This is a genomic window from Amycolatopsis melonis (genome assembly GCF_040064235.1).
Lineage (GTDB): Bacteria > Actinomycetota > Actinomycetes > Mycobacteriales > Pseudonocardiaceae > Amycolatopsis > Amycolatopsis melonis.
This window is the reverse complement of the sequence record NZ_JBDZYD010000001.1, coordinates 317027-338222: the sequence shown is the minus strand read 5'-3', so window position 1 is coordinate 338222 and position 21196 is coordinate 317027. Positions and strand designations below refer to the sequence as shown.

Sequence of the window (21196 nt, the reverse complement as noted above, 5' to 3'; positions counted from 1 at the left end):
GGTGGCCGATACGCTGGAGCGGGGTCAGCCCCCAGGGACGGGCGGGGCCCTGCGCTACGGCGGTTTTCGGCTGAAATTCCCGGCGGGATGAACGAGTCGTTCACCTCGTCTGACGACAGGAAAGAGTCGTTCATGACGGCTCACGCTGAGCCGACGGACCCCTCGCTAACGTCAGACACGAGGAAGGCACCCTTTACCGCATCAGATACACCGAAGGACACCTTCAGCACGGCGGCACAGCGCGACTTTGTCGCAACCCTGCCAGGGACGGGCGGGGCCCTGCGCTACGGCAGTTTCGGCTGAAATTCCCGGCGGGCGCAGGTGTCTTGACCGGGTTCTCCGCCTGGATCCACCGATCGGCGCGTGCCTAAAGGGACTTTCCTGGCGCCTGACGCAACGAAAGTCCCTTTCGCCGCATCAGACGAGACGAAAGCGCCTTTCATCCCACCCGGGCGCACCCCCGCAAGGTACCCGGAGTGGGTCCGGATGGCCGGGACGGGACGCCGCCGGCAGGGCTCGTGAGTGGTAATTCGGGTTAGAACCCGAATTACCACTCACGACAAGCTTCGGCAGACCACCCGGCCGGGCCACGTTGCCGCGGCTGCCGGAAGCCCTACCAGTTCGCCGGCCACACCACCTGGGCCGCGCCCTGGCCGCGGCGGACCGGCTCGGCCGCCGCCAGCCAGCGGCCGTCGTGGAGGCGCTCCACTCCCGTTGCCGCTCCGATCTCCGCCGGCGAGGTCGAGAAGCCCTGGCCGCGGGCCTTGAGGTCCGCTGTCTCGGGCTGGTCGAGGAAGGCCTGCTCCACCTGGGCCGCCGCCGAGTTGCGCTGGGAGGCGCGTGGGGCCGCGATCGCGTCCTCCAGGGACAGGCCGCGGTCGATGCGGCCGGTCAGGACCTGCAGCACCGTCGTGATGATCGACGCGCCGCCCGGCGAACCGGTCGCGAAGAACGGGCGGCCGTCCTTCAGCACGATCGTCGGCGCCATCGACGAGCGCGGGCGCTTGCCCGGGCCCGGGAGGTTCGGGTCCGGCACGCCCGGCGTCACCGGCGTGAACGAGAAGTCGGTCAGCTCGTTGTTGAGCAGGAACCCGCGGCCCGGCACGACGATGCCGCTGCCGCCCTCCTGCTCGATCGTCAACGTGTACGCGACGACGTTGCCCCACTTGTCGGCCACCGTCAGGTGCGTCGTGTTCTCGCCCTCGTACGGCGTCGGCGCGGCGGTCGTCCCCGCGGCGCACGGCGTGGGGTGCTTCGGGTCGGCAGGCGCGACCGGGCTGGTCGCCGCCTTGTCCTTCGAGATCAGGCACGCCCGCGAGTCGGCGAAGCGCTGGCTGAGCAGCTCACGGGACGGCACGTCGACGAACGCCGGGTCGCCGATCCAGCGGTTGCGGTCGGCGAAGGCGAACCGGGTCGACTCCAGGAAGTACTGCAGGTAGTCGGCCTTGCTCGCGTGCCTGAGGTCGAAGTTCTCGAGGATGTTGAGCGCCTCGCCGACGGTCAGCCCGCCCGACGACGGCGCGGGCATGCCGTAGACGTCCAGCCCGTGGTAGCTCGCGTGCGTCGGACGCCGTTCGATCACGTCGTAGGCGGCGAGGTCCTCGGTGGTGAGCTTGCCGGGCCGGACGTTCAGCGGCGAGGCCGGGTCCTTCGGCGGCTGCTGCACGGTCTTGGCGATGTCGGCGCCGATCGGGCCGTGGTAGAGGGCGTCGACGCCGAAGCGTTCGAGCTGCGCGTACGTCGCGGCGAGGTCGGGGTTCTTGAAGACGGTGCCGGGGGACGGCGGCGCGCCACCCGGCAGGTACAGCGACCGCGTCGAGGGGAAGGCGGAGAACCGGGCGGCGTTGTTCGCGATCTGCGTCTGGAACGTCTGGTCGACGACGAAGCCGTTGCGCGCCAGGTCCTCGGCGGGCTTGAGCGACTTCGCCAGCGACCGCGTCCCCCACTTGCGCAGCGCTTCGGCCCAGGTCGCGGGCGTACCGGGCACGCCGACGCTCAGCCCGCTGGTGACGGCGTCGGCGAACGGAAGCGCCTTGCCGTTCTCGACGAAGAGGTTCTCGTCGGCGGTCTTCGGCGCGGTTTCGCGGCCGTCCAGGGTGTGCACGCGGTGGGTCCGGGCGTCGTAGTAGACGAAGAACCCGCCCCCGCCGATCCCGGCGGAGAAGGGATCGGTGACCCCCAGCGCGGCAGCGACGGCAACGGCGGCGTCGACGGCGTTCCCGCCGTCCCGCAGGACTTTCGTGCCGATGGCGGTGGCATCGGCATCGATGCTGGCCACGGCCCCGCCGAAGCCGACGGCAACGGGCGACTTCGGCGTGGGCGTGGCGGCGACGGCGGGCGCGGCAACGCCGGCGGTCAACACGGCGGCGACGGCCAGGACAAGCGTGGTGCGACTCCGATGCGCGGGCATGCGGGCGAGTCTGCCCCTTGCCCTGGGCAGCTTCAAGTCACCAACCGACTTACGCGCCCGGGTTCCGGCGATCGCGGAAGGGACCGGAAGACCCGCGGCTCAGGGCTGCAGGTCCATCAGCCCGGTCCGGTAGGCGAGCGCGACGGCCTGGACCCGGTCACGGAGCCCGAGCTTGCCGAGCAGGTGGTTGACGTGCGACTTGACGGTTGCCTCGCTCAGGAACAGGGTGCCGGCGATCTCGGCGTTGGAGTGACCGTGCGCGATGAGGCGGATCACGTCCAGCTCGCGCGGGGTCAGCCCGGCAAGCTCCGCCGGTGTCGTGCTGCCCGGCGGCGGGCGCTGGATGAACCGGTCGAGCAGGCGGCGGGTGATCTGCGGCGCGAGCAGGGCGTCGCCGCACATCACGGCACGCACGCCTTCGACGAGCTGGTGCGGCGGTGCCGTCTTGAGCAGGAAGCCGCAGGCTCCGGCGCGGATGGCCTCGTACACGTAGTCGTCGAGGTCGAAGGTGGTCAGGACGACCACCTTCGGCGTGGGCGGCCGTCCCGAAAGCAGGCGCCTGGTGGCCTCGAGCCCGTCCAGCTCGGGCATCCGGACGTCCATGAGCACCAGGTCCGGCGCAAGAGCCCGGGCCTGCTCGACCGCCTCGGCACCGTCCGCGGCTTCCCCGACCACCACGAGGTCGGGCTGGGCTTCGAGAATCATGCGCAGGCCGCCGCGGACGAGGGCTTCGTTGTCGGCGACCAGAATCCGGATCATGTCCGTCGTCCACCACATTTCCGGAAATGAATCACGAAACTGTCCTCTTCACCCACGGAAAGTACACTTCTCCCGTAACAACGCGGACACCGGCTTCGACCTACTTCAGAAGTACCGAATCCGGCCGGAAAAGGATCACCGTCATGTCCAAGACACCCGGACAGCCGCCCACTATTGTCTCGGTCCGATCGGACACCGGGAACAACTCGACGATCCACTGCTGCAGCGGGATCCTGATCGGAAAAAGAAACGTTCTCGTTCCCAAGATGCCACGGGACGTCCTTCTCGGCAACACCGTGACCGGGATATTGGTTCCCCGGTCCGGGCAACGCCCGCCACAGGCAGCCGCGGTCCTGGCCATCGACGCGCACGGGCTTGCCGGCACCCCGGAAGCCGAGCCGGCCGTGTCGCTCACCTTGGACAGGGACGTCGCCGGACGGACGGCCACGGCCCCCCAGTGCACGGTGACCACCCTGGGAAATCCACAGCGGGTCCTGACCGCCTGGCAGGAGATCGCCGACGGCGAAGAGGAGAACCTCCTCGGCTCGCTGGACCGTGTGCCTCCGCCGGCCCTCGCCCCGGGTCCGCGGCCGTCGACGCGCATCACCTGGCATGCGGTCCCGGAGAGCGTCGCGTGGTCGCTGTGCTGGCTCGTCCCCTGGTGCCACCCCCACGAGCCGGACCCGCAGCCGTTTCCCCCGGAGGAAAGCCTCCCTCACTGGTTCACCCCCGTTCCCGGCCCACGCCCATGGCCGGCCTGAAGAGGCAGCCGCTCAGCCGGGCTTCGTGGGGGAATCCGCTGACCGTCTGCACCACGACCGTCACCGACCTCCTGCTCTTTTCCGACGTCCTGCTGCCGCTCGGGCCCGGGATGCATTCCGCGCCGCTGCTGACGTCCGGCTGGGCACTCGCCGGCGGCGCCCTGCTGTGGTGGCGGTTGCGCGCCCCGCTGGCCGTCGAGTCCGCGCTCTGCGCGCACGCGGTGCTCGGCTCGCTGCTGTTGTCCTACCGGCCGGTCCTGTTCGTCTGCGTCGCCCTTGCCTCGGTGGTGGCGCGCGGCGACCGGCGCACGACGACCATCGCCGTGGCGGCGAGCGCGCTCACCGTTGCCGCCTGGGTCGCCAACGAACTGAGAACCAGTCCCGAAGTTTCCGGTTCGTCCAAAGTGGAACTTCTCGGCGTGACCTACCTGCTGCTCGTGGGGACCGCGGCCGGAATCGGCCGATGGCAGCGCGCGGGCATCCTCCAGCGCCGCGAGCTGGCGCGCCGCAACGCCCGGGAGGCCCGCCGGGCGGTGGCGGCGGAGCGGCGCCGGATGGCGCAGGAACTCCACGACATCATCGCGCACGCCATCGCGGTCATGGTGCTGCAGATCGGCGGCGCCCGCTCCGTCCTGGTCACCGACGCCGACCGGGCCGCCACGGCCCTCAAGGCCGCCGAAGGGGTCGGCGCGCAGGCGATCGACGAGCTGCGGCGGCTGCTCGTGGTTCTCCGCGCGGAAATCCCGGAAGCCGGTGATGCCGGCGGGCCGGTCCGGGCGCCGCACTTCGCCGAGCTGGACACCCTTCTGCAGTCGTTCCGCGTCGCCGGGCTCGAGGTGCGCTTCGCCGAGAGCGGGCCCCGCGGCACCCTGGACGCCAGCGTGGACCTGGCCGCCTACCGCGTCGTCCAGGAGGCGCTGACCAACACCACCAAGCACGGCGGTCCCGGCGCCCGCACCGACGTCGGCGTGCGCTGGCACGACGAAACCGTGGTCATCACCATCGACGATCACCGCGCGACCGCGGCCGAGCCTGCCGGAACGCGGCTTTCCACCGGGCACGGCCTCATCGGGCTCGCCGAGCGGGTGTCGACCGTCGGCGGGGTCTTCCACGCGGGAGCCTGCCGGGACGGCTTCACCGTCCGGGCCGAGCTCCCCTGCCGTCGTCCGTGAGGACGATCCGCCTGCACCCTCCGATGGATTCGGCCACCCCGCGAAAACCACCTTCGGCGCCTTTCCGATCGGCACAACGATCGAAGACAGCCGCAAACCGCGAAATCTACTGTCGTCATTCACCGAGGACGAACCGGAATCGATCCGGCCGGACGGCGGCGATTCCCCTGATTTTCGGAGAAGAGGTGATCCCTATGGAGGCGCTGGCGGTCGCCCTGGGCAGCGTGGGAGCCGTGCTGCTGCTCGCGGGTCTCGTCGGAGGCGGCTTCGAGTTCTCCGGCTGGGTCATGCCGAAGGTGGGAAAGTTCGCTCGCCTGCTGTCCTTCGGCGTCGGCGGCACCCTCGTGCTGGCGGCGCTGGGGGTCGCGTTCGCGTCCACCGGCGGGGAGCGACCGGCCCCGGCGGCGCCGCACACCAGCCAGTACGCACAGGTCGACGCGGCACCGGCCGGTTCCGGCCGGGTCTTCGTGAGCCCGGGCTACACCGCGAACGTCTTCCGGATGCCCACCACCGATTCCCCCGTCGTCAAGGTTCTGCCGGACGGTGCCGGCGTGACGATTCTCTGCACCACCGAAGGAGAGTCCGTCACGTCGCCGGTGACCGGGAACACCAGCAGCCTGTGGGACGGGACGACCGACGGCGGCTTCCTCCCGGACGTCCTCGTCGACACCGGCACGGACCAGCCGACAGCACCGAACTGCACCGGCTGACCGAGGCCGTCACCCGGCGAGCCTGCCGGCTCGCCGCGAAAGGAGAAAACCATGATCGAGAACGCTGTTTCCCGGGAACTCCGGCCGTCGGCCTTCATGACCGGTTCACTGCCGGAAGCCGTGCGCCACGACGAGCGGACCGAGACCGAACTCAGTGGTGGCGGACTCTTCGTCGACAACGGCTGGGACCGCTGGTCCTACCTCGTCGCCGACGGGCGTCCCGGCCTGCTCACCCTTCAGCTCGTCCAGGAACCGCCGCTGACCTGGTGGAAGAAGATCGAGGTCCACACCAGCTTCTTCGGCAGCTGGTTCTGGATCCGGACTCTCGGCGTCGCGAACGACACGCGGGTCGCCACGCTCACCCTTTCGCCCGCCGAGGCGCAGAGCGGCACCCTGAAGCTCGACTTCTGGAAGGCCGGCTTCCTCAACTCGGGAAGCTACGTCACCACCCTCGTCCTCGATGTTCCCTCGCAGCTCGGCACGACGGTCCAGTTCCACTGCACCCGGGACAACCCGAGCCAGCCCTGACCGGGCGGGAGCGGCGCGGCCGTCCACCGGCGGCCGCGCCCCTCGGCGCAGCTGTCAGATGAGGTCCAGCGGGTCGAGCTGGATGCGGATCGGTTCCGTCGCCTTTTTCGCGTCTCGGCGGGCCGCTGCCGCGTGGATCGAGGCCGCCAGTGCCTTGCCCTCGGCGCGGGACACCCGGACCAGGGCCCGCTCTCGCTCCGCGTTGCCCTCCTCGTCCACCTCGCCCAGCGGGACCGGGCCCAGTACCTCGCCCGAGGGGGGCAGCGGCAGGTCCTCCAGCAGGGCCGCCACCGCGTTCGGGCTGCCCTCCACGCTCGCCATCCGCATTGCCGGGGGGAAGCCCAGCTCGCGGCGCTCCGCCAGCTCCTGGCCCGCGTGCCATGCCGGGTCCCAGCGGACCAGGGCCTGTACCGCCGCCAGGCCCGCTTCCGCTCCGACGATCACGCGGCCGCCCGCGGACGCCGGGCGGACCAGGGCCGCCGCGGCCATCCAGCGGCGTAACGTCTCCTCTGCCGCCCTGAGGTCCTGGCGGCCCAGCAGTGCCCAGCCGTCCAGGAGCAGCGCTGCGCCGTAGCCTCCTTCGGCTACCGGCTCCGCTCCCGGGGTGCACACCACCAGCGCCGGTTTGCCTGGGACCGAGGACAGGACCTCCGCCGCTCCGGATGTGCGGACCGGGATGCCCGGGAACGCCCTGCCCAGTTCTTCCGCCGTGCGCTTGGCACCCACGATCACCGCGCGCAGCCGGACCGAGCCGCACGCTGTGCAGCGGAACGCCGTCTCCGGGACGCCGCACCAGCGGCAGGCCGGGGGTTTCGGCTGCCCGTCGGCCGATCCGCCCGGCAGGGCCAGCGGGCCCGCGCAACGGCGGCAGTGCGCCGGGGTGCGGCAGTGGCCGCAGGCCAGGCCCGGCACGTACCCGCGGCGCGGCACCTGGACCAGGGCCGGGAAGCCCGCCGCGAACGCCTGGCGGGCCGCCTCGAACGCCACCGCCGGCAGGCGGGCCACGCGGGCCGCCTCGTCGCGGGCGACGTCGAAGTCCTCGCCGACCGGGGTGACGCGGGGGGCCGCCGACCGCAGCGTCGCGCGGTCCGCCAGCACCGGAGCCGCCCAGCCCGACTCGACCAGCAGCTGCGCCTCCGCCGTCCGGGCGAACCCGCCGACCAGCAGGGACGCCTTCGCCGCGTGCGCACGGTCCATCAGCACGTCGCGGACGTGCGGGTACGGCGCGTGCTGGTCGAGGTGCAGGTCGTCGCCGTCGTCCCAGACCACGAACAGGCCGGGGTCGTGGACCGGCGCGAACATCGCCGCCCGCGTGCCCACCACCACTCGGACCGCGCCGCGCAGCACCGCCAGCCACCGCCGGTACCGCTCCGCGGGCCCGAGACCCGCGATCAGCGCCACGACGGCCTCCTCGCCCACCTCCGCCGCGCACGCCTCGTGCACGCGGGTCAGGTCCCGGTGGTCCGGCACCACCAGCACCGCGCCGCGCCCGGCCGCGGCCACCGTGGCGGCGGCTTCGGCCAGCCGGCGGGGCCAGTCCTCGCCCGGCAGGGCCTGCCAGACGGCGTTCGCGGGCTTGCCCTCGGCGAGGGCCTCCAGGAACGCCGGGCCACGCTGGTAGCGCGCCCACGCCGTGGTGTCCGGCGCCGCCGGGGGCGCGGCCGGGGCGAGCGGCGGCTCGGCTTCGGCCTTCGCGTGCCGGGGCGGGATCGCCAGCCGCAGGACGTCAGACAGCGTGCCGCCGTAGCGGTCCGCGACCGCCCGGCAGACCGCGTGCAGCGACGGCGGCAGCACCGGCTCCGGCGACGTCACGCGGTCCAGGTAGGCCAGCTTGCTGCCGTAGTCGCTGGTTTCGCCGCGGTCGATCAGGTAGCCGTCGACCAGCTGCCCGGCGAACCGGACGCGGACGCGGCAGCCCGGCACCGCGGTCTCGTGCAGCTTCTCCGGGACGAGGTAGTCGAACGTGCGGTCCAGGTGGGCCAGCGGGATGTCGACGACGACCCGCGCCACGGGCCGCTCGGGCGCGGGCGACTGCGCCCCCTTCGCTTTCTGGCCCGGCTTGGCCGGTTTCCGGGCACGCGAGGGCGCCGCCTTGGCGGGAGGCGGCTGCTCCGGGAGATCCCAGAGGGCTGCGGGCTCGGAACTGCTCACGCCGTGATCTCTACCAGACCCCACCGACAGTCCCGGCACCCGAATACCGTGAAGGCCACCTCGAGGTTCCTCGAGGTGGCCTTCACGAACGTGCGGATCAGGCTCCCGCCGCCGCCTTCAGTGCCTCGGCGCGGGCCGTGCTCTCCCACGGGAGGTCCAGCTCGGGACGGCCGAAGTGGCCGTACGCCGCCGTCGGCGCGTAGATCGGGCGCAGCAGGTCGAGGTCGCGGATGATCGCCGCCGGCCGCAGGTCGAAGACCTCGGTGATGGCCTGCTGGATCTTCGTCGGGTCGACGGTCTCGGTGCCGAAGGTCTCGACGAACAGGCCCACCGGGGCCGCCTTGCCGATCGCGTAGGCGACCTGGACCTCGGTCCGCGACGCCAGGCCCGCCGCGACGACGTTCTTGGCCACCCAGCGCATCGCGTACGCCGCCGAGCGGTCGACCTTGGACGGGTCCTTGCCCGAGAACGCGCCACCGCCGTGGCGGGCCATGCCGCCGTAGGTGTCGACGATGATCTTGCGCCCGGTCAGGCCCGCGTCACCCATCGGGCCGCCGATGACGAACCGGCCGGTCGGGTTGACCAGCAGGCGCGCGTTCGACGTGTCGATGCCCAGGCCTTCCAGCTCGGGGCCGACGACGTGCTCCTTGACGTCGACGCCGAGCATCCGGTCGAGGTCGATGCCGTCGGCGTGCTGGGTCGACACGACCACGGTGTCCAGGCGCACCGGCTGGTCGCCGGCGTACTCGATGGTCACCTGGGTCTTGCCGTCCGGGCGCAGGTACGGCAGCACGCCGTCCTTGCGGACCCCGGTCAGCCGGCGCGAGAGGCGGTGGGCCAGCGCGATCGGCAGCGGCATCAGCTCGGGGGTGTCCGAGCAGGCGTAGCCGAACATCAGGCCCTGGTCGCCGGCGCCCTGCCGGTTGATCTCGTCCTCGTCCGACTCGACCCGCGACTCGTACGCGGTGTCGACGCCCTGGGCGATGTCGGGCGACTGCGAGCCGATGGCGACGTTGACGCCGCAGGAGTTGCCGTCGAAACCCTTGGCGGAGGAGTCGTAGCCGATCTTGAGGATGACGTCGCGGACGATCGTCGGGATGTCGGCGTACGCCTCGGTGGTCACCTCGCCGGCCACGTGGACCTGGCCGGTGGTGATCAGGGTTTCGACGGCCACGCGGCTGCGCGGATCCTTCGACAGCAGGCCGTCGAGGATCGAGTCGCTGATGGCGTCACAGATCTTGTCGGGGTGCCCTTCGGTCACCGACTCCGAGGTGAACAATCTGCTGCTAGACGCGGTCACGGTGGCCGTCACTTCCTCACCTAGTCGTCGGATGCCCGGCAAGTTAGGCACCCCTTACCTCTGCCAGCGTACTGACTATCGCTCAGGGGACGGTCAACGCTTCATGAAGCTCACAACAGCGTCCCACAATGTGGACGCAAGTTCGGCCTTCGCGCCCAGCGGAATGGCGATCTCGGTGCCGTCCGCGCCGAGCAGCCAGCCGGAGTTGTCCTCGGTGCCGAACGCCTTGCCGTCGCCGACCGCGTTGACCACCAGCAGGTCGGCGCCCTTGCGCTTGAGCTTGACGCGGGCGTGGTCGAGGACGCTGCCGTGCTCGTCGCCGGTTTCGGCGGCGAACCCGACGACGACCTGCCCGGCCCGGCGGTTGCGCACCAGCTCGGCGAGGATGTCGGCGTTGCGGTCGAGCGTGATCACCGGATCCGGCTGGTCGTCGGACTTCTTGATCTTGACGTCGGCCCGGTTCGCCGGCCGGAAGTCGGCGACGGCGGCGGCCATGACGACGACGTCGGCGGACGCGGCTTCGGCGTGCACGGCCTGCCGCATCTCCTCGGCGGTCGACACGTGCTGCACCACGGCCCCGGCCGGGTCCGGCAGCGCGACGGTGTGCGCGGTGACCAGGGTGACGTCGGCGCCGCGCTGGGCGGCGACGCGGGCCAGCGCGTAGCCCTGCTTGCCGGAGGAGCGGTTGCCGAGGTAGCGGACCGGGTCGAGCGGCTCGCGCGTGCCGCCCGCCGACACCACGACGCGGACGCCTTCGAGGTCGCGCGGGAGGGCGTCCGGGCGGGCCAGCAGCAGCCGGGCGAGGTCGACGATCTCGGCCGGGTTCGCCAGGCGGCCCTTGCCGGTGTCGGCGCCGGTCAAGCGGCCCGAATCGGGCTCGGTGACGATCATGCCGCGCGAACGCAGCAGCGCCACGTTGTCGCGGGTCGCCGGGTGCTCCCACATCTCCGTGTGCATCGCCGGGAAGAAGGCGACCGGGCACCGGGCGGTGAGCAGGGTGTTGGTGAGCAGGTCGTCGGCGAGGCCGTGGGCGGCCTTGGCGAGCAGGTTCGCGGTGGCCGGGACGACCAGGACGAGGTCGGCTTCCTTGCCGACGCGGACGTGCTGGACCTCGGGCACCTCGGTGAACACGCCCGTGTGCACCGGGTGGCCGGAGAGGGCTTCGAAGGTGGCCGCGCCGACGAAGTTCAGCGCGGCGTCGGTGGGGACCACGCGGACGTCGTGGCCGGACTCGGTCAGCCCGCGCAGGACCTCACAGGCCTTGTAGGCGGCGATGCCGCCGCCCACGCCCAGGACTACGCGGGGCTTACTCACCCTCGGTGTGCTCGAGCAGGCCGCCGTGGATCTCGCGCAGCGCGATCGAGAGCGGCTTCTCGCGCGGGCCCGGCTCGACGAGCGGGCCGACGTACTCGAGCAGGCCCTCGCCCAGCTGGGCGTAGTAGTCGTTGATCTGGCGGGCACGCTTGGCCGAGTAGATCACCAGCGCGTACTTCGAGCTGACCTTCTCGAGCAGGTCGTCGATCGGCGGGTTGGTGATGCCCTCGAGCTCTTCGTGCAGGGGCGCCTGGGTGGTCACTCGTGGTGCTCCGAATCCTTCGACAGCTTTGGGGGGTCCGTGGGGGCGGAGCCCCCCGGGCGGGGCGCGGGGGTTGCACCCCCGCAGGTCACTGCTGATCAGTAATCAAGTTTAGCAAGTGCTCGGCGGCTTCTCGCACGTCGGCGTTCACGACGCGGTGGTCGAACTCGCCCGCCGCCGCCAGCTCGCGCTCCGCTTCGGCCAGCCGGGCCTGCACCGCGGCCTCGTTCTCGGTGCCGCGCCCGGTGAGCCTGCCGACCAGTTCCTCCCACGACGGCGGCATGAGCATCACCAGCCGGGCCTCCGGCATCGCCGCGCGGACCTGGCGGGCGCCCTGCAGCTCGATCTCCAGGACGGCCGGGCGGCCCTCGGCGAGGGCCTTCTCGACCGGCTCGCGGGGGGTGCCGTAGCGGTTGCCCGCGAACTCGGCCCACTCCAGCAGCCTGCCCTCGGCGACCATGGCGTCGAACTCGGCCCGGTCGACGAAGTGGTAGTGCGCCCCGTCGACTTCGCCGGGACGCGGCTTGCGCGTGGTGACCGAAACGCTGAACCAGATGTCCGGTTCCAGCTTGCGCAGCTCGCCCACCACGCTCGACTTCCCGACTCCCGAAGGCCCCGAGACGACCGTGAGCCGGTGCCGGGAGAACTCCCCCGTCACCGGCTCACCGCCGCGGTCGGTGCCCCGGCTCGCCGGGGAGTCCTGACCGACGCCGCTCACTCGCCGCTGAACTCGGCCAGCAGCGCCTTGCGCTGCCGGTCGCCGAGGCCGCGGAGGCGACGGCTGGGGGCGATCTCCAGTCGTTCCATGGTCTGCTGGGCGCGGACCTTGCCGACGCCCGGCAGGGCCTCGAGCAGAGCCGAAACCTTCATCTTGCCGAGAACTTCGTTCTCCTCGGCCTGCTTCAGCACGTCGACCAGAGTGGTACCGCCCCGCTTCAGCCGCTCCTTCAGCTCAGCACGGATGCGGCGGGCGGCGGCGGCCTTCTCCAGCGCCGCAGCGCGCTGTTCCTCTGTCAGCTGGGGAAGTGCCACGTTTTCCTCCGGTAGTTCTCAAAACTGGGTGGGTGACGCGACGGTACCCACCCGTGAGCACCGGCCACAATGCGGGGGTGGCTGGTGGGGCCTGCTTCCGGGGCCTGCTATTGGCCGTTTTCCTGCGGATCGGCCAGCACTTCGGCGACCCGTTCGACCGCTCGGCGCAAAGCTGCTTGCTCCGGGCCGTGCTTCAGGATGTCGCGAGACGACGCCGGAAGCACGCCCGGCAGTCCCGACCCGAAAACCCGCCGCAAATCGGCCACAGTGGCTCCCTGGGCCCCGAAACCGGGTGCCAGCACCGGACCGTTCAGCCGCGCGAGATCGAGTTCCCCCGGCGCGATGGTCGCGCCGACGACGACACCCACATCGCCGAGCGGTTCCCCATGTGCGTTGAGTGCCGCCGCGGAGTCGACGATCGACTGCGCGACCGTGCGCCCGTCGGGCAGCTTCGCGTTCTGCACGAGCGCCGCTTCGGGGTTGGAAGTTCGCGCAAGCACGAAGATGCCGCGCCCCGCCGCGGCCGCCGTGGCGGCGCACTGCTCCAGCGAGCCGAACCCGAGGTACGGCGAGACGGTGATCGCGTCGGCCGCGATCGCGGCGCCGTCGGCCACGTACGCGGCCGTGTAGGCCGCCATCGTGGAACCGATGTCGCCGCGCTTGACGTCCAGCAGCACCAGCGCGCCCGCTTCGCGCGCGGTGTCCACGACCCGTTCGAGGACGCGGACACCGGCGGCTCCGAAAGTTTCGAAGAACGCCGACTGCGGCTTCACGATCGCCGTGTGCGCCGCCAGGACCTCCGTGGCGGACAGCGCGAACCGTTCCAGGCCCGAGACGTCCACGGAGAGGCCCCAGGCCTCCAGCAGGCCCGGGTGGGGGTCGATGCCGGCGCACAGCGGGCCGCGGGACGCGACGGCCTTGGCCAGCCGCGCCCCGAACCGCTCCCGCGTCACGACTGCGCCTTCAGCGCCGCCTGGAGCTCCTGCAGCGACCGGACCCCGATGTCGCCCCGGATGAGCGCCTCGATGCCGTGCACGGCCGCCGCGGCGCCCTGCACGGTGGTCACGCACGGGATGTCGCGCGACACCGCGGCGGTGCGGATCTCGTAGCCGTCGACGCGGGGACCGCTGTTGCCGTACGGGGTGTTGATCACCATGTCGACGTCGCCGTTGAGGATGACGTCCACGATGTTCGGCTCGGCTTCGGTGGACCCCTCGTAGTGCTTGCGCACCACCGTGCACGCGACCCCGTTGCGCCGCAGCACTTCCGCGGTGCCGGACGTGGCGAGGATCTCGAACCCGAGGTCCGCCAGGCGCTTCACCGGGAACACCAGCGAGCGCTTGTCGCGGTTGGCGACCGAGACGAAGACCCGGCCGGATGTCGGCAGCGAGCCGTACGCGCCGCTCTGGGACTTCGCGAACGCCTTGCCGAAGGAGACGTCGACGCCCATCACCTCGCCGGTGGACTTCATCTCCGGGCCCAGCAGCGAATCCACGCCGTGGCCTTCGGGCGTGCGGAAGCGGTGGAAGGGCAGCACGGCCTCCTTCACCGCGACCGGCGAGTCGGCGGGCAGCTGCCCGCCGTCGCCCTCGGCGGGCAGGACCCCGCTCTCGCGCAGGTCCTTGATCGTCGAGCCGGTCATGATCAGCGCGGCGGCCTTGGCCAGCGGGACCGCGGTCGCCTTGGACACGAACGGCACCGTCCGCGACGCGCGCGGGTTGGCCTCCAGGACGTACAGGACGTCGTCCTTGAGCGCGTACTGGACGTTCAGCAGCCCGCGCACGCCGACGCCGCGCGCGATCGCCTCGGTGGAGCGGCGGACGGCCTGCAGGTCCGTGTGGCCGAGCGTTATCGGCGGCAGCGCGCACGAGGAGTCGCCGGAGTGGATGCCGGCCTCTTCGATGTGCTCCATGACGCCGCCGAGGTAGAGCTCCTCGCCGTCGTAGAGGGCGTCGACGTCGATTTCGATGGCGTCGTCGAGGAAGCGGTCGACCAGCACCGGGTGCTCGGGCGTGACCTCGGTGGCGCGGCGGATGTAGCCGGCCAGGGTCTCCTCGTCGTAGACGATCTCCATGCCGCGCCCGCCGAGCACGTACGACGGCCGGACGAGCACCGGGTAGCCGATCTCGTCGGCGATCCGCTTGGCGCCCTCGAAGGACGTCGCCGTGCCGTAGCGCGGCGCGGGCAGCCCGGCGTCGGTCAGGACCTCGCCGAACGCGCCGCGGTCCTCGGCCAGGTGGATGGCCTCCGGCGGGGTGCCGACGACCGGGACACCGGCGTCGGCCAGGCGCTTCGCCAGGCCCAGCGGGGTCTGGCCGCCGAGCTGGACGATCACGCCGGCGACCGTGCCGGACGCCTGCTCGGCGTGCACGACCTCGAGGACGTCCTCGAAGGACAGCGGCTCGAAGTACAGCCGGTCGGAGGTGTCGTAGTCGGTGGACACGGTTTCCGGGTTGCAGTTAACCATGACGGCCTCGAAACCCGCCTCCCGCAACGCGATCGCCGCGTGCACGCAGGAGTAGTCGAACTCGATGCCCTGCCCGATGCGGTTCGGGCCGGAGCCGAGGATGAGCACCTTCGGCTTGTCCGACTGGACGGCCACTTCGGACTGGGCCTCGGGATCGGACTCGTAGGCCGAGTAGTGGTACGGCGTCTTGGCCGCGAACTCGGCCGCGCAGGTGTCGACGGTCTTGAACACCGGCCGCACGCCGAGGCGGTGGCGCAGCGCGCGGACGCCGTCCTCGCCCGCCAGTTCCGGCCGCAGCGCGGCGATCTGGCGGTCGGACAGGCCGGTGCGCTTGGCGCGGCGCAGCAGGTGCTCGTCGAGCACCGGGGCTTCGCGGACCTCGGCGCCGACCTCGCCGATGAGGGCGATCTGGTCGATGAACCACGGGTCGAAGCCGCTCGCTTCGTGGATCTGCTCGACGGTGGCGCCGAAGCGCAGCGCGCGCTCGACTTCGTAGAGCCGTCCTTCGTGCGGCGTGCGCAGCGCGTCCAAAGTGGACTCCAGGGTGGCGCCCTCGGGGTCCGGCACCGTCCAGAACCCGGTCGCCTTGGTCTCGATCGACCGCATCACCTTGCCGAGCGCCTCGGGGAAGCTGCGGCCGAACGACATCGCCTCGCCGACGCTCTTCATCGTCGTGGTCAGCGTCGGGTCCGCGCCGGGGAACTTCTCGAAGGCGAACCGCGGCATCTTCACGACGACGTAGTCGAGCGCGGGCTCGAACGACGCCGGCGTCTCGCCGGTGATGTCGTTGCGGATCTCGTCGAGGGTGTAGCCGATGGCGAGCTTCGCGGCGATCTTGGCGATCGGGAAGCCGGTCGCCTTCGACGCCAGGGCACTGCTTCGCGACACCCGCGGGTTCATCTCGATGACGACCATGCGGCCGTCGCGCGGGTTGATCGCGAACTGGATGTTGCAGCCACCGGTGTCGACGCCGACCTCGCGCAGCACCGCGATGCCGACGTCCCGCATCTTCTGGTACTCGCGGTCGGTGAGGGTCATCGTGGGCGCGACGGTGACCGAGTCGCCGGTGTGCACGCCCATCGCGTCGACGTTCTCGATCGAGCAGACGACCACGACGTTGTCGTGCTTGTCGCGCATCAGCTCGAGTTCGTATTCCTTCCAGCCGAGCACGCTCTCCTCGATGAGCACCTCGGTGACCGGAGATTCGGCGAGGCCGGTGGAGGCCAGCCGCTCCAGGTCCTCGGGCGTGTGCGCCATGCCGGAGCCGAGCCCGCCCATGGTGAACGACGGCCGGATGACGACCGGCAGCCCGAGTTCCTTGACGGTGTCGCGGACCTCGTCCATGTCGTGGCAGACGCGGCTGCGCGGGACGTCGGCGCCGACGGTGCGGACGATGTCCTTGAACTTCTGCCGGTCCTCACCGCGCTGGATGGCGTCGATGTCGGCACCGATCAGCTCGACGCCGTACTTGTCCAGGACGCCCCGCTCGTGCAGCGCGACGGCGCAGTTGAGCGCGGTCTGCCCGCCGAGGGTCGCCAGCAGCGCGTCAGGACGCTCTTCGGCGATGACCTTCTCGACGAAGTCCGGCGTCACCGGCTCGATGTAGGTGGCGTCGGCGAACTCGGGGTCGGTCATGATGGTGGCCGGGTTCGAGTTCACCAGTGACACGCGCAGGCCTTCGCTGCGCAGCACCCGGCAGGCCTGGGTACCGGAGTAGTCGAACTCCGCGGCCTGCCCGATCACGATCGGCCCGGAGCCGATCACCAGCACGTGCTGGATGTCCGTCCTCTTCGGCATCAGGCCTTCTTCTCCATGAGCGAAACGAATTCGTCGAACAGGGGTGCCGCGTCGTGCGGGCCGGCCGCGGCTTCGGGGTGGTACTGGACCGAGAACGCCGGGACGTCCAGTGCCCGGACGCCCTCGACCGTGTCGTCGTTGGGGCAGTAGTGGCTGATCTGGGCCGCGCCGAACGGGGACTCGAAGCGCTGGCCCGGCTCGCCTTCGAGGGCGAAGCCGTGGTTCTGCGCCGTGATCGCGACCCGCTGCGTCGCCACATCGATCACCGGGATGTTGATGCCGCGGTGGCCGTAGCGCATCTTGTACGTGCCGAGGCCGAGCGCGCGGCCGAGGACCTGGTTGCCGAAGCAGATGCCGAACAGCGGGATCTCGCGGCCCAGCACCTGCTTGGTCAGCTCGGTGGCGTGGGTCGTGGTGGCCGGGTCGCCGGGGCCGTTGGAGAGGAACACGCCGTGCGGCTCGATCGCCAGCAGGTCGTCCAGGGTCGACGTCGAGGGCAGGACGTGCACCTCGATGCCGCGCTTGACCATCTGCCGCGGGGTGTTGGACTTGATGCCCAGGTCCAGCGCGGCGACGCGGAAGCGGACCTCCCCGGAAGGCGAGACGACGTACGGCTTCGGCGTCGACACCTGGCCTGCCAGGTCCGCGCCCTCCATCTTCGGGCTCGCGAGCACGGAAGCGACCATGTCGTCGACCGTGCCCAGCGCGTCGCCGGAGAACACCCCGGCGCGCATCGCGCCGCGCTCGCGCAGGTACCGCGTCAGCGACCGGGTGTCGACCTCGGCGATGCCGACGATGCCCTGGCGCACCAGTTCTTCGTCGAGCGAGCGCTTCGAGCGCCAGTTGGACGGCGTGCGTGCCGGGTCGCGGACGACGTAGCCGTTGACCCAGATCTTCGAGGACTCGTCGTCTTCGTCGTTCCAGCCGGTGTTGCCGATCTGCGGCGCGGTCTGCACCACGATCTGCCCGTGGTACGACGGGTCGGTCAGCGTCTCCTGGTAGCCGGTCATGCCGGTGCAGAAGACCGCCTCGCCGAGGGTTCGCCCCTGCGCGCCGTACGCCGCGCCGCGGAACACCCGGCCGTCTTCGAGCACCAGTGCGGCCTGAGCGCGCGCGTTCACTGGGCACCTCCCTTGATCTTGAGCTGTTCGATCCACTGTGGATAGTCGTCGAGGTCGTCGCCGCGGAAGCCGGTGTCCAGCTCCGCGTCGCCGAGCCGCCAGGTCACGACGAGCAACGCGTCGGTGCCCATCACCTTCCCGGCGATCTTGGTGTCCCGCCGGACGCCGGCGACGGCCTCCCGCGGGATCCAGAAGTCGGGCGCTCCCCCGCGCTCGACCGCGATACCCCCGTCGTGCAGGCGCCAAACCGCGCCGGTGCGCAGCCCCGCGCCGCGGGTGACGACGCGGTTCTGCCACTCCCCCGCGATCGTCGTGGCGAGGTAGACGCCGGTCGATTCGAGCAGGACGTCACCCGGCTGCGACGGGATCGCCGGGAACGGCGGCAGCTGGGCACTCTGCGACCGGGACTTGCGCCGCCAGCCGACGTACATGCCCCACAGGCAGAGCAGGAAGAAGGCGGCGATCGCCAGCACGAGCCAGAAGCGCTCCATCAGCCGATCTTCCCGTCCCGCGCGGTGATCCGCCCGCGCAGCAGCGTCGCGGTCACCACGCCGGGCAGCCGCATTCCCTCGTACGGGGTGTTGGCCGCGATGCTGGCCAGCTCCCCGCCCCGGACGGTCCACTCGGCGTCCGGGTCGACCAGTGCCAGGTTCGCCGGCTCGCCGACGGCGATCGGGCGGCCCTGGTCGGCGAGGTTGCCGATCTCGGCGGGCCGCTCGCTCATCACCCGGGCGACGCCGCGCCAGTCGAGCAGCCCGGTGCGGACCATCGTCTCGGTGACGATGGACAGCGCCGTCTGCAGGCCGAGCATGCCCGGCCGGGCCGCGCTCCACTCGACGTCCTTGTCCTGCACCGCGTGCGGCGCGTGGTCGGTGGCAACGCAGTCGATCGTCCCGTCGGCCAGCGCGGCGCGGAGTTTCTCGGCGTCGGACTCGGTGCGCAGCGGCGGGTTCACCTTGTTCACCGGGTCGTAGGTGGCCAGGCGCTCGTCGGTGAGCAGCAGGTGGTGCGGGGTGACCTCGGCCGACACCTTCGTGCCGCGGTCCTTCGCCCAGCGCAGCACGTCGGCGGTGCCCGACGTCGAGACGTGGCAGACGTGCAGCCGCGCGTTCGCGTGCAGCGCGAGCAGGCAGTCGCGGGCCACGATCGACTCCTCGGCGGAGGCGGGCCAGCCGGTGTAGCCGAGCCGGGCCGCGCGCTCGCCCTCGTGGGCCTGGGCGCCGACGGTCAGCCGCGGCTCCTCGGCGTGCTGGGCGATGACGACGTCCAGCGCGGTCGAGTACTCCAGCGCGCGGCGCATGATCAGCGGGTCGGCGACGCAGAGGCCGTCGTCGGAGAAGACCTTCACCCGGGCCTGCGAGTTCGCCATCGTGCCCAGCTCGGCGAGCTTCTCGCCCTTGAGCCCGACGGTGACCGCGCCGACCGGGTGGACGTCGACCAGGCCGACCTCCTGCCCGCGCCGCCAGACGTGCTCGACGATCACGGCGTTGTCGGCGACCGGGTCGGTGTTGGCCATGGCGAACACCGCGGTGTACCCGCCGAGCGCCGCCGCGGCCGAACCGGTGTCGATCGTCTCGGTGTCCTCGCGGCCGGGTTCGCGCAGGTGGGTGTGCAGGTCGACGAAGCCGGGGAGCAGGACCTGGCCGTTCGCTTCGAGGACTTCGGCGTCTTCGGGGACCCGGACGGTGCCGATCGCGGTGATCACCCCGTCCTCGATCAGGACGTCGACCGGGTCACCCTCGCCGTACGGGCGGGCGCCCTTGATCACGGTGCTCACGCGGCGGCTCCTTCACTGGCCAGCAGGTGGTAGAGGACCGCCATGCGGACGTGCACGCCGTTGCGGACCTGTTCGGTGATGGCCGAGGCCGGGGAGTCGGCGACCGCGCTCGCGATCTCCATCCCGCGCAGCATCGGGCCGGGGTGCAGCACGACCGCGTGGTCCGGCAGCAGCTTCAGCCGCCGTTCCGACAGGCCGTAGGCGATCGAGTACTCGCGCGCGCTCGGGAAGAACCCGCCGTGCATCCGCTCGGCCTGCACGCGCAGCATCATCACCGCGTCGACCGCGGGCAGCTCGGCGTCGAGGTCGTGCGAGACGGTGACCGGGAGGCTCTCGACGCCGTAGGGCAGCAGCGTCGGCGGCGCGACCAGCACCACTTCGGCGCCCAGCGCGGCGAGCAGGTGGATGTTCGAGCGGGCGACGCGGCTGTGCAGGACGTCGCCGACGATGGCGATCCGGCGGTCCTTGAGCGACCCGAGCCGCTCCCGCAGCGTGGCCGCGTCGAGCAGGGCCTGCGTCGGGTGCTCGTGGGTGCCGTCGCCGGCGTTGACCACCGAGGTGCCCGGCTCGGCCAGCCAGCCCGCGAGGCGCTGGGCGGCGCCGCTGGCGGGGTGCCGGACGATCACGCAGTCGGCGCCCGCGGCGGCCAGCGTCAGCGCGGTGTCCCGCAGGGACTCGCCCTTGTTCACCGAGGAGCTGGACGCGGAGACGTTGATCACGTCGGCGCTCATCCACTTCCCGGCGATCTCGAACGACACCCGCGTGCGCGTCGAGTTCTCGTAGAACAGGGTGATCACCGTGCGGCCGCGCAGCGTCGGCAGCTTCTTGACCTCGCGGCCGAGCAGGGTGTGCTTCAGCTCGTCGGCGGTGTCCAGCACGGCCGTGGCGACCGCCGGGTCGAGGCCGTCGGTGGCGAGCAGGTGCTTCACGAGTCCTCTCCACGCTTTTCCGTGTCCCCGGCATCTGCAGGGCGCAGCAGGACCGCGTCGCGGCCGTCGATCTCGGCCAGCAGGACGGAGACACCCTCGGCGCGCGCGGTCGGCACGTTCTTGCCCACGTAGTCGGCGCGGATCGGCAGCTCGCGGTGACCGCGGTCGACCAGCACGGCCAGCTGGACCGCACGGGGGCGGCCATGATCACGGAGGGCATCGAGGGCGGCCCGGATGGTCCGGCCGGAGAAGAGGACGTCGTCGACCAGGATCACCACCCGGTCGTCGATGCCGTCGGCGGGCAGCTGCGTCTGTTCGAGCGCGCGCGGCGGGCGGCGGCGGAGGTCGTCCCGGTAGAGGGTGACGTCGAGGGCACCGACGGGCGGCCGGACCCCGGAGAACTCGCCGATCTTGTCGGCCAGCCGGGCGGCCAGCGGCGTGCCGCGGGACGGGATGCCGAGCAACACGGGCGGGGTAGTGCTCTCCGCACCGTTCGCGGTTTTTTCGATGACCTGATGGGCCATCCGGGCGATCGTGCGCGCGACATCGCCGGCCGACAGGAGCTCGCGCTCCCCGGCCGAACCAGCCGCGCCACGCGGGCGTGACGACAAACCGGACTCCTTCCCCGCCTCACCGGACGGGTCCTTAAAGGACGTCTGTTCCCCTGCTGGTCGGGGCTTTCCCACCGACAGTAGCAGGCACTTTG

19 protein-coding genes are annotated in these 21196 nt (G+C 71.5%); 4 read left to right on the top strand and 15 right to left on the bottom strand.

The window, feature by feature from the left end; genetic code table 11:
- Positions 1–613: 613 nt before the first annotated feature.
- Together ggt and ABJI51_RS01560 are read right to left on the bottom strand one after the other, a co-directional pair.
- A complete protein-coding gene (ggt, locus tag ABJI51_RS01565; RefSeq protein WP_348947045.1) occupies positions 614–2410 on the bottom strand; it encodes a gamma-glutamyltransferase in 1797 nt (598 codons plus the stop codon).
- A 99-nt stretch (positions 2411–2509) separates the two neighbouring features.
- Positions 2510–3169, bottom strand: a complete 660-nt coding sequence (locus tag ABJI51_RS01560; RefSeq protein WP_348947656.1) for a response regulator — start codon at positions 3167–3169, stop codon at positions 2510–2512.
- A gap of 266 nt (positions 3170–3435) precedes the next feature.
- Here ABJI51_RS01560 and ABJI51_RS01555 point away from each other — a divergent pair, with 266 nt between their 5' ends.
- The 4 genes from ABJI51_RS01555 (at position 3436) to ABJI51_RS01540 (ending at position 6340) form a co-directional block, all read left to right on the top strand.
- A complete protein-coding gene (locus ABJI51_RS01555) occupies positions 3436–3930 on the top strand; it encodes a hypothetical protein (protein WP_348947044.1) in 495 nt (164 codons plus the stop codon).
- Positions 3918–5102, top strand: a complete 1185-nt coding sequence (locus tag ABJI51_RS01550) for a sensor histidine kinase (protein ID WP_348947043.1) — start codon at positions 3918–3920, stop codon at positions 5100–5102. The genes ABJI51_RS01555 and ABJI51_RS01550 overlap by 13 nt, the downstream gene beginning before the upstream one ends.
- Positions 5103–5296: 194 nt before the next feature.
- Entirely contained in the window at positions 5297–5812 is a 516-nt protein-coding gene (locus tag ABJI51_RS01545) for a hypothetical protein (protein WP_348947042.1), read from the top strand.
- 51 nt (positions 5813–5863) lie between these two features.
- On the top strand, positions 5864–6340 hold the full coding sequence (locus ABJI51_RS01540; RefSeq protein ID WP_348947041.1) for a hypothetical protein: 477 nt from the start codon (positions 5864–5866) through the stop codon (positions 6338–6340).
- Between the two features lie 54 nt (positions 6341–6394).
- On the opposite strand, the gene ABJI51_RS01535 is transcribed toward ABJI51_RS01540, so the two are convergent.
- From ABJI51_RS01535 to pyrR, 13 genes are all read right to left on the bottom strand, one after another.
- Entirely contained in the window at positions 6395–8491 is a 2097-nt protein-coding gene (locus tag ABJI51_RS01535) for a primosomal protein N' (RefSeq protein WP_348947040.1), read from the bottom strand.
- 97 nt (positions 8492–8588) lie between these two features.
- Positions 8589–9791 (bottom strand): methionine adenosyltransferase, encoded by a 1203-nt coding sequence (gene metK / locus ABJI51_RS01530; RefSeq protein ID WP_348947039.1) that lies wholly within the window; start codon positions 9789–9791, stop codon positions 8589–8591.
- A 93-nt stretch (positions 9792–9884) separates the two neighbouring features.
- A complete protein-coding gene (gene coaBC, locus ABJI51_RS01525) occupies positions 9885–11105 on the bottom strand; it encodes a bifunctional phosphopantothenoylcysteine decarboxylase/phosphopantothenate--cysteine ligase CoaBC (protein WP_348947038.1) in 1221 nt (406 codons plus the stop codon).
- Complete coding sequence (gene rpoZ, locus ABJI51_RS01520; RefSeq protein ID WP_348947037.1) at positions 11098–11367, bottom strand: DNA-directed RNA polymerase subunit omega; 270 nt, start codon at positions 11365–11367, stop codon at positions 11098–11100. The genes coaBC and rpoZ overlap by 8 nt, the downstream gene beginning before the upstream one ends.
- An 88-nt stretch (positions 11368–11455) precedes the next feature.
- Complete coding sequence (gmk, locus tag ABJI51_RS01515; RefSeq protein ID WP_348947035.1) at positions 11456–12085, bottom strand: guanylate kinase; 630 nt, start codon at positions 12083–12085, stop codon at positions 11456–11458.
- Complete coding sequence (gene mihF / locus ABJI51_RS01510) at positions 12082–12399, bottom strand: integration host factor, actinobacterial type (protein ID WP_003096398.1); 318 nt, start codon at positions 12397–12399, stop codon at positions 12082–12084. Before mihF ends, gmk begins: the two co-directional genes overlap by 4 nt.
- Before the next feature lie 107 nt (positions 12400–12506).
- Positions 12507–13352 (bottom strand): orotidine-5'-phosphate decarboxylase, encoded by an 846-nt coding sequence (gene pyrF, locus ABJI51_RS01505; protein ID WP_348947034.1) that lies wholly within the window; start codon positions 13350–13352, stop codon positions 12507–12509.
- Positions 13349–16663 (bottom strand): carbamoyl-phosphate synthase large subunit, encoded by a 3315-nt coding sequence (gene carB / locus ABJI51_RS01500; protein ID WP_348947033.1) that lies wholly within the window; start codon positions 16661–16663, stop codon positions 13349–13351. Before carB ends, pyrF begins: the two co-directional genes overlap by 4 nt.
- The gene (carA, locus tag ABJI51_RS01495) at positions 16663–17784 is read right to left on the bottom strand and encodes a glutamine-hydrolyzing carbamoyl-phosphate synthase small subunit (RefSeq protein ID WP_348947032.1); all 1122 of its coding nucleotides are present in this window, start codon (positions 17782–17784) and stop codon (positions 16663–16665) included. The genes carB and carA overlap by 1 nt, the downstream gene beginning before the upstream one ends.
- Positions 17781–18275 carry a PH-like domain-containing protein gene (locus ABJI51_RS01490; RefSeq protein WP_348947031.1) on the bottom strand — a complete coding sequence of 165 codons (495 nt, stop codon included), beginning with the start codon at positions 18273–18275 and terminating at the stop codon, positions 17781–17783. The genes carA and ABJI51_RS01490 overlap by 4 nt, the downstream gene beginning before the upstream one ends.
- Positions 18275–19561, bottom strand: coding sequence for a dihydroorotase (locus ABJI51_RS01485; RefSeq protein ID WP_348947030.1), 1287 nt, complete (start codon positions 19559–19561; stop codon positions 18275–18277). Before ABJI51_RS01485 ends, ABJI51_RS01490 begins: the two co-directional genes overlap by 1 nt.
- Positions 19558–20490, bottom strand: a complete 933-nt coding sequence (locus ABJI51_RS01480; protein ID WP_348947029.1) for an aspartate carbamoyltransferase catalytic subunit — start codon at positions 20488–20490, stop codon at positions 19558–19560. The genes ABJI51_RS01485 and ABJI51_RS01480 overlap by 4 nt, the downstream gene beginning before the upstream one ends.
- The gene (gene pyrR / locus ABJI51_RS01475) at positions 20487–21101 is read right to left on the bottom strand and encodes a bifunctional pyr operon transcriptional regulator/uracil phosphoribosyltransferase PyrR (RefSeq protein ID WP_348947028.1); all 615 of its coding nucleotides are present in this window, start codon (positions 21099–21101) and stop codon (positions 20487–20489) included. Before pyrR ends, ABJI51_RS01480 begins: the two co-directional genes overlap by 4 nt.
- Between the last annotated feature and the right edge of the window lie 95 nt (positions 21102–21196).

Coding starts and splice junctions, on each gene's coding strand:
- ggt (WP_348947045.1), bottom strand. CDS start 2,410: ATGCCCGCGCATCGGAGTCGCACCACGCTTGTCCTGGCCGTCGCCGCC.
- ABJI51_RS01560 (WP_348947656.1), bottom strand. CDS start 3,169: ATGATCCGGATTCTGGTCGCCGACAACGAAGCCCTCGTCCGCGGCGGC.
- ABJI51_RS01555 (WP_348947044.1), top strand. CDS start 3,436: ATGCCACGGGACGTCCTTCTCGGCAACACCGTGACCGGGATATTGGTT.
- ABJI51_RS01550 (WP_348947043.1), top strand. CDS start 3,918: ATGGCCGGCCTGAAGAGGCAGCCGCTCAGCCGGGCTTCGTGGGGGAAT.
- ABJI51_RS01545 (WP_348947042.1), top strand. CDS start 5,297: ATGGAGGCGCTGGCGGTCGCCCTGGGCAGCGTGGGAGCCGTGCTGCTG.
- ABJI51_RS01540 (WP_348947041.1), top strand. CDS start 5,864: ATGATCGAGAACGCTGTTTCCCGGGAACTCCGGCCGTCGGCCTTCATG.
- carB (WP_348947033.1), bottom strand. CDS start 16,663: ATGCCGAAGAGGACGGACATCCAGCACGTGCTGGTGATCGGCTCCGGG.
- ABJI51_RS01490 (WP_348947031.1), bottom strand. CDS start 18,275: ATGGAGCGCTTCTGGCTCGTGCTGGCGATCGCCGCCTTCTTCCTGCTC.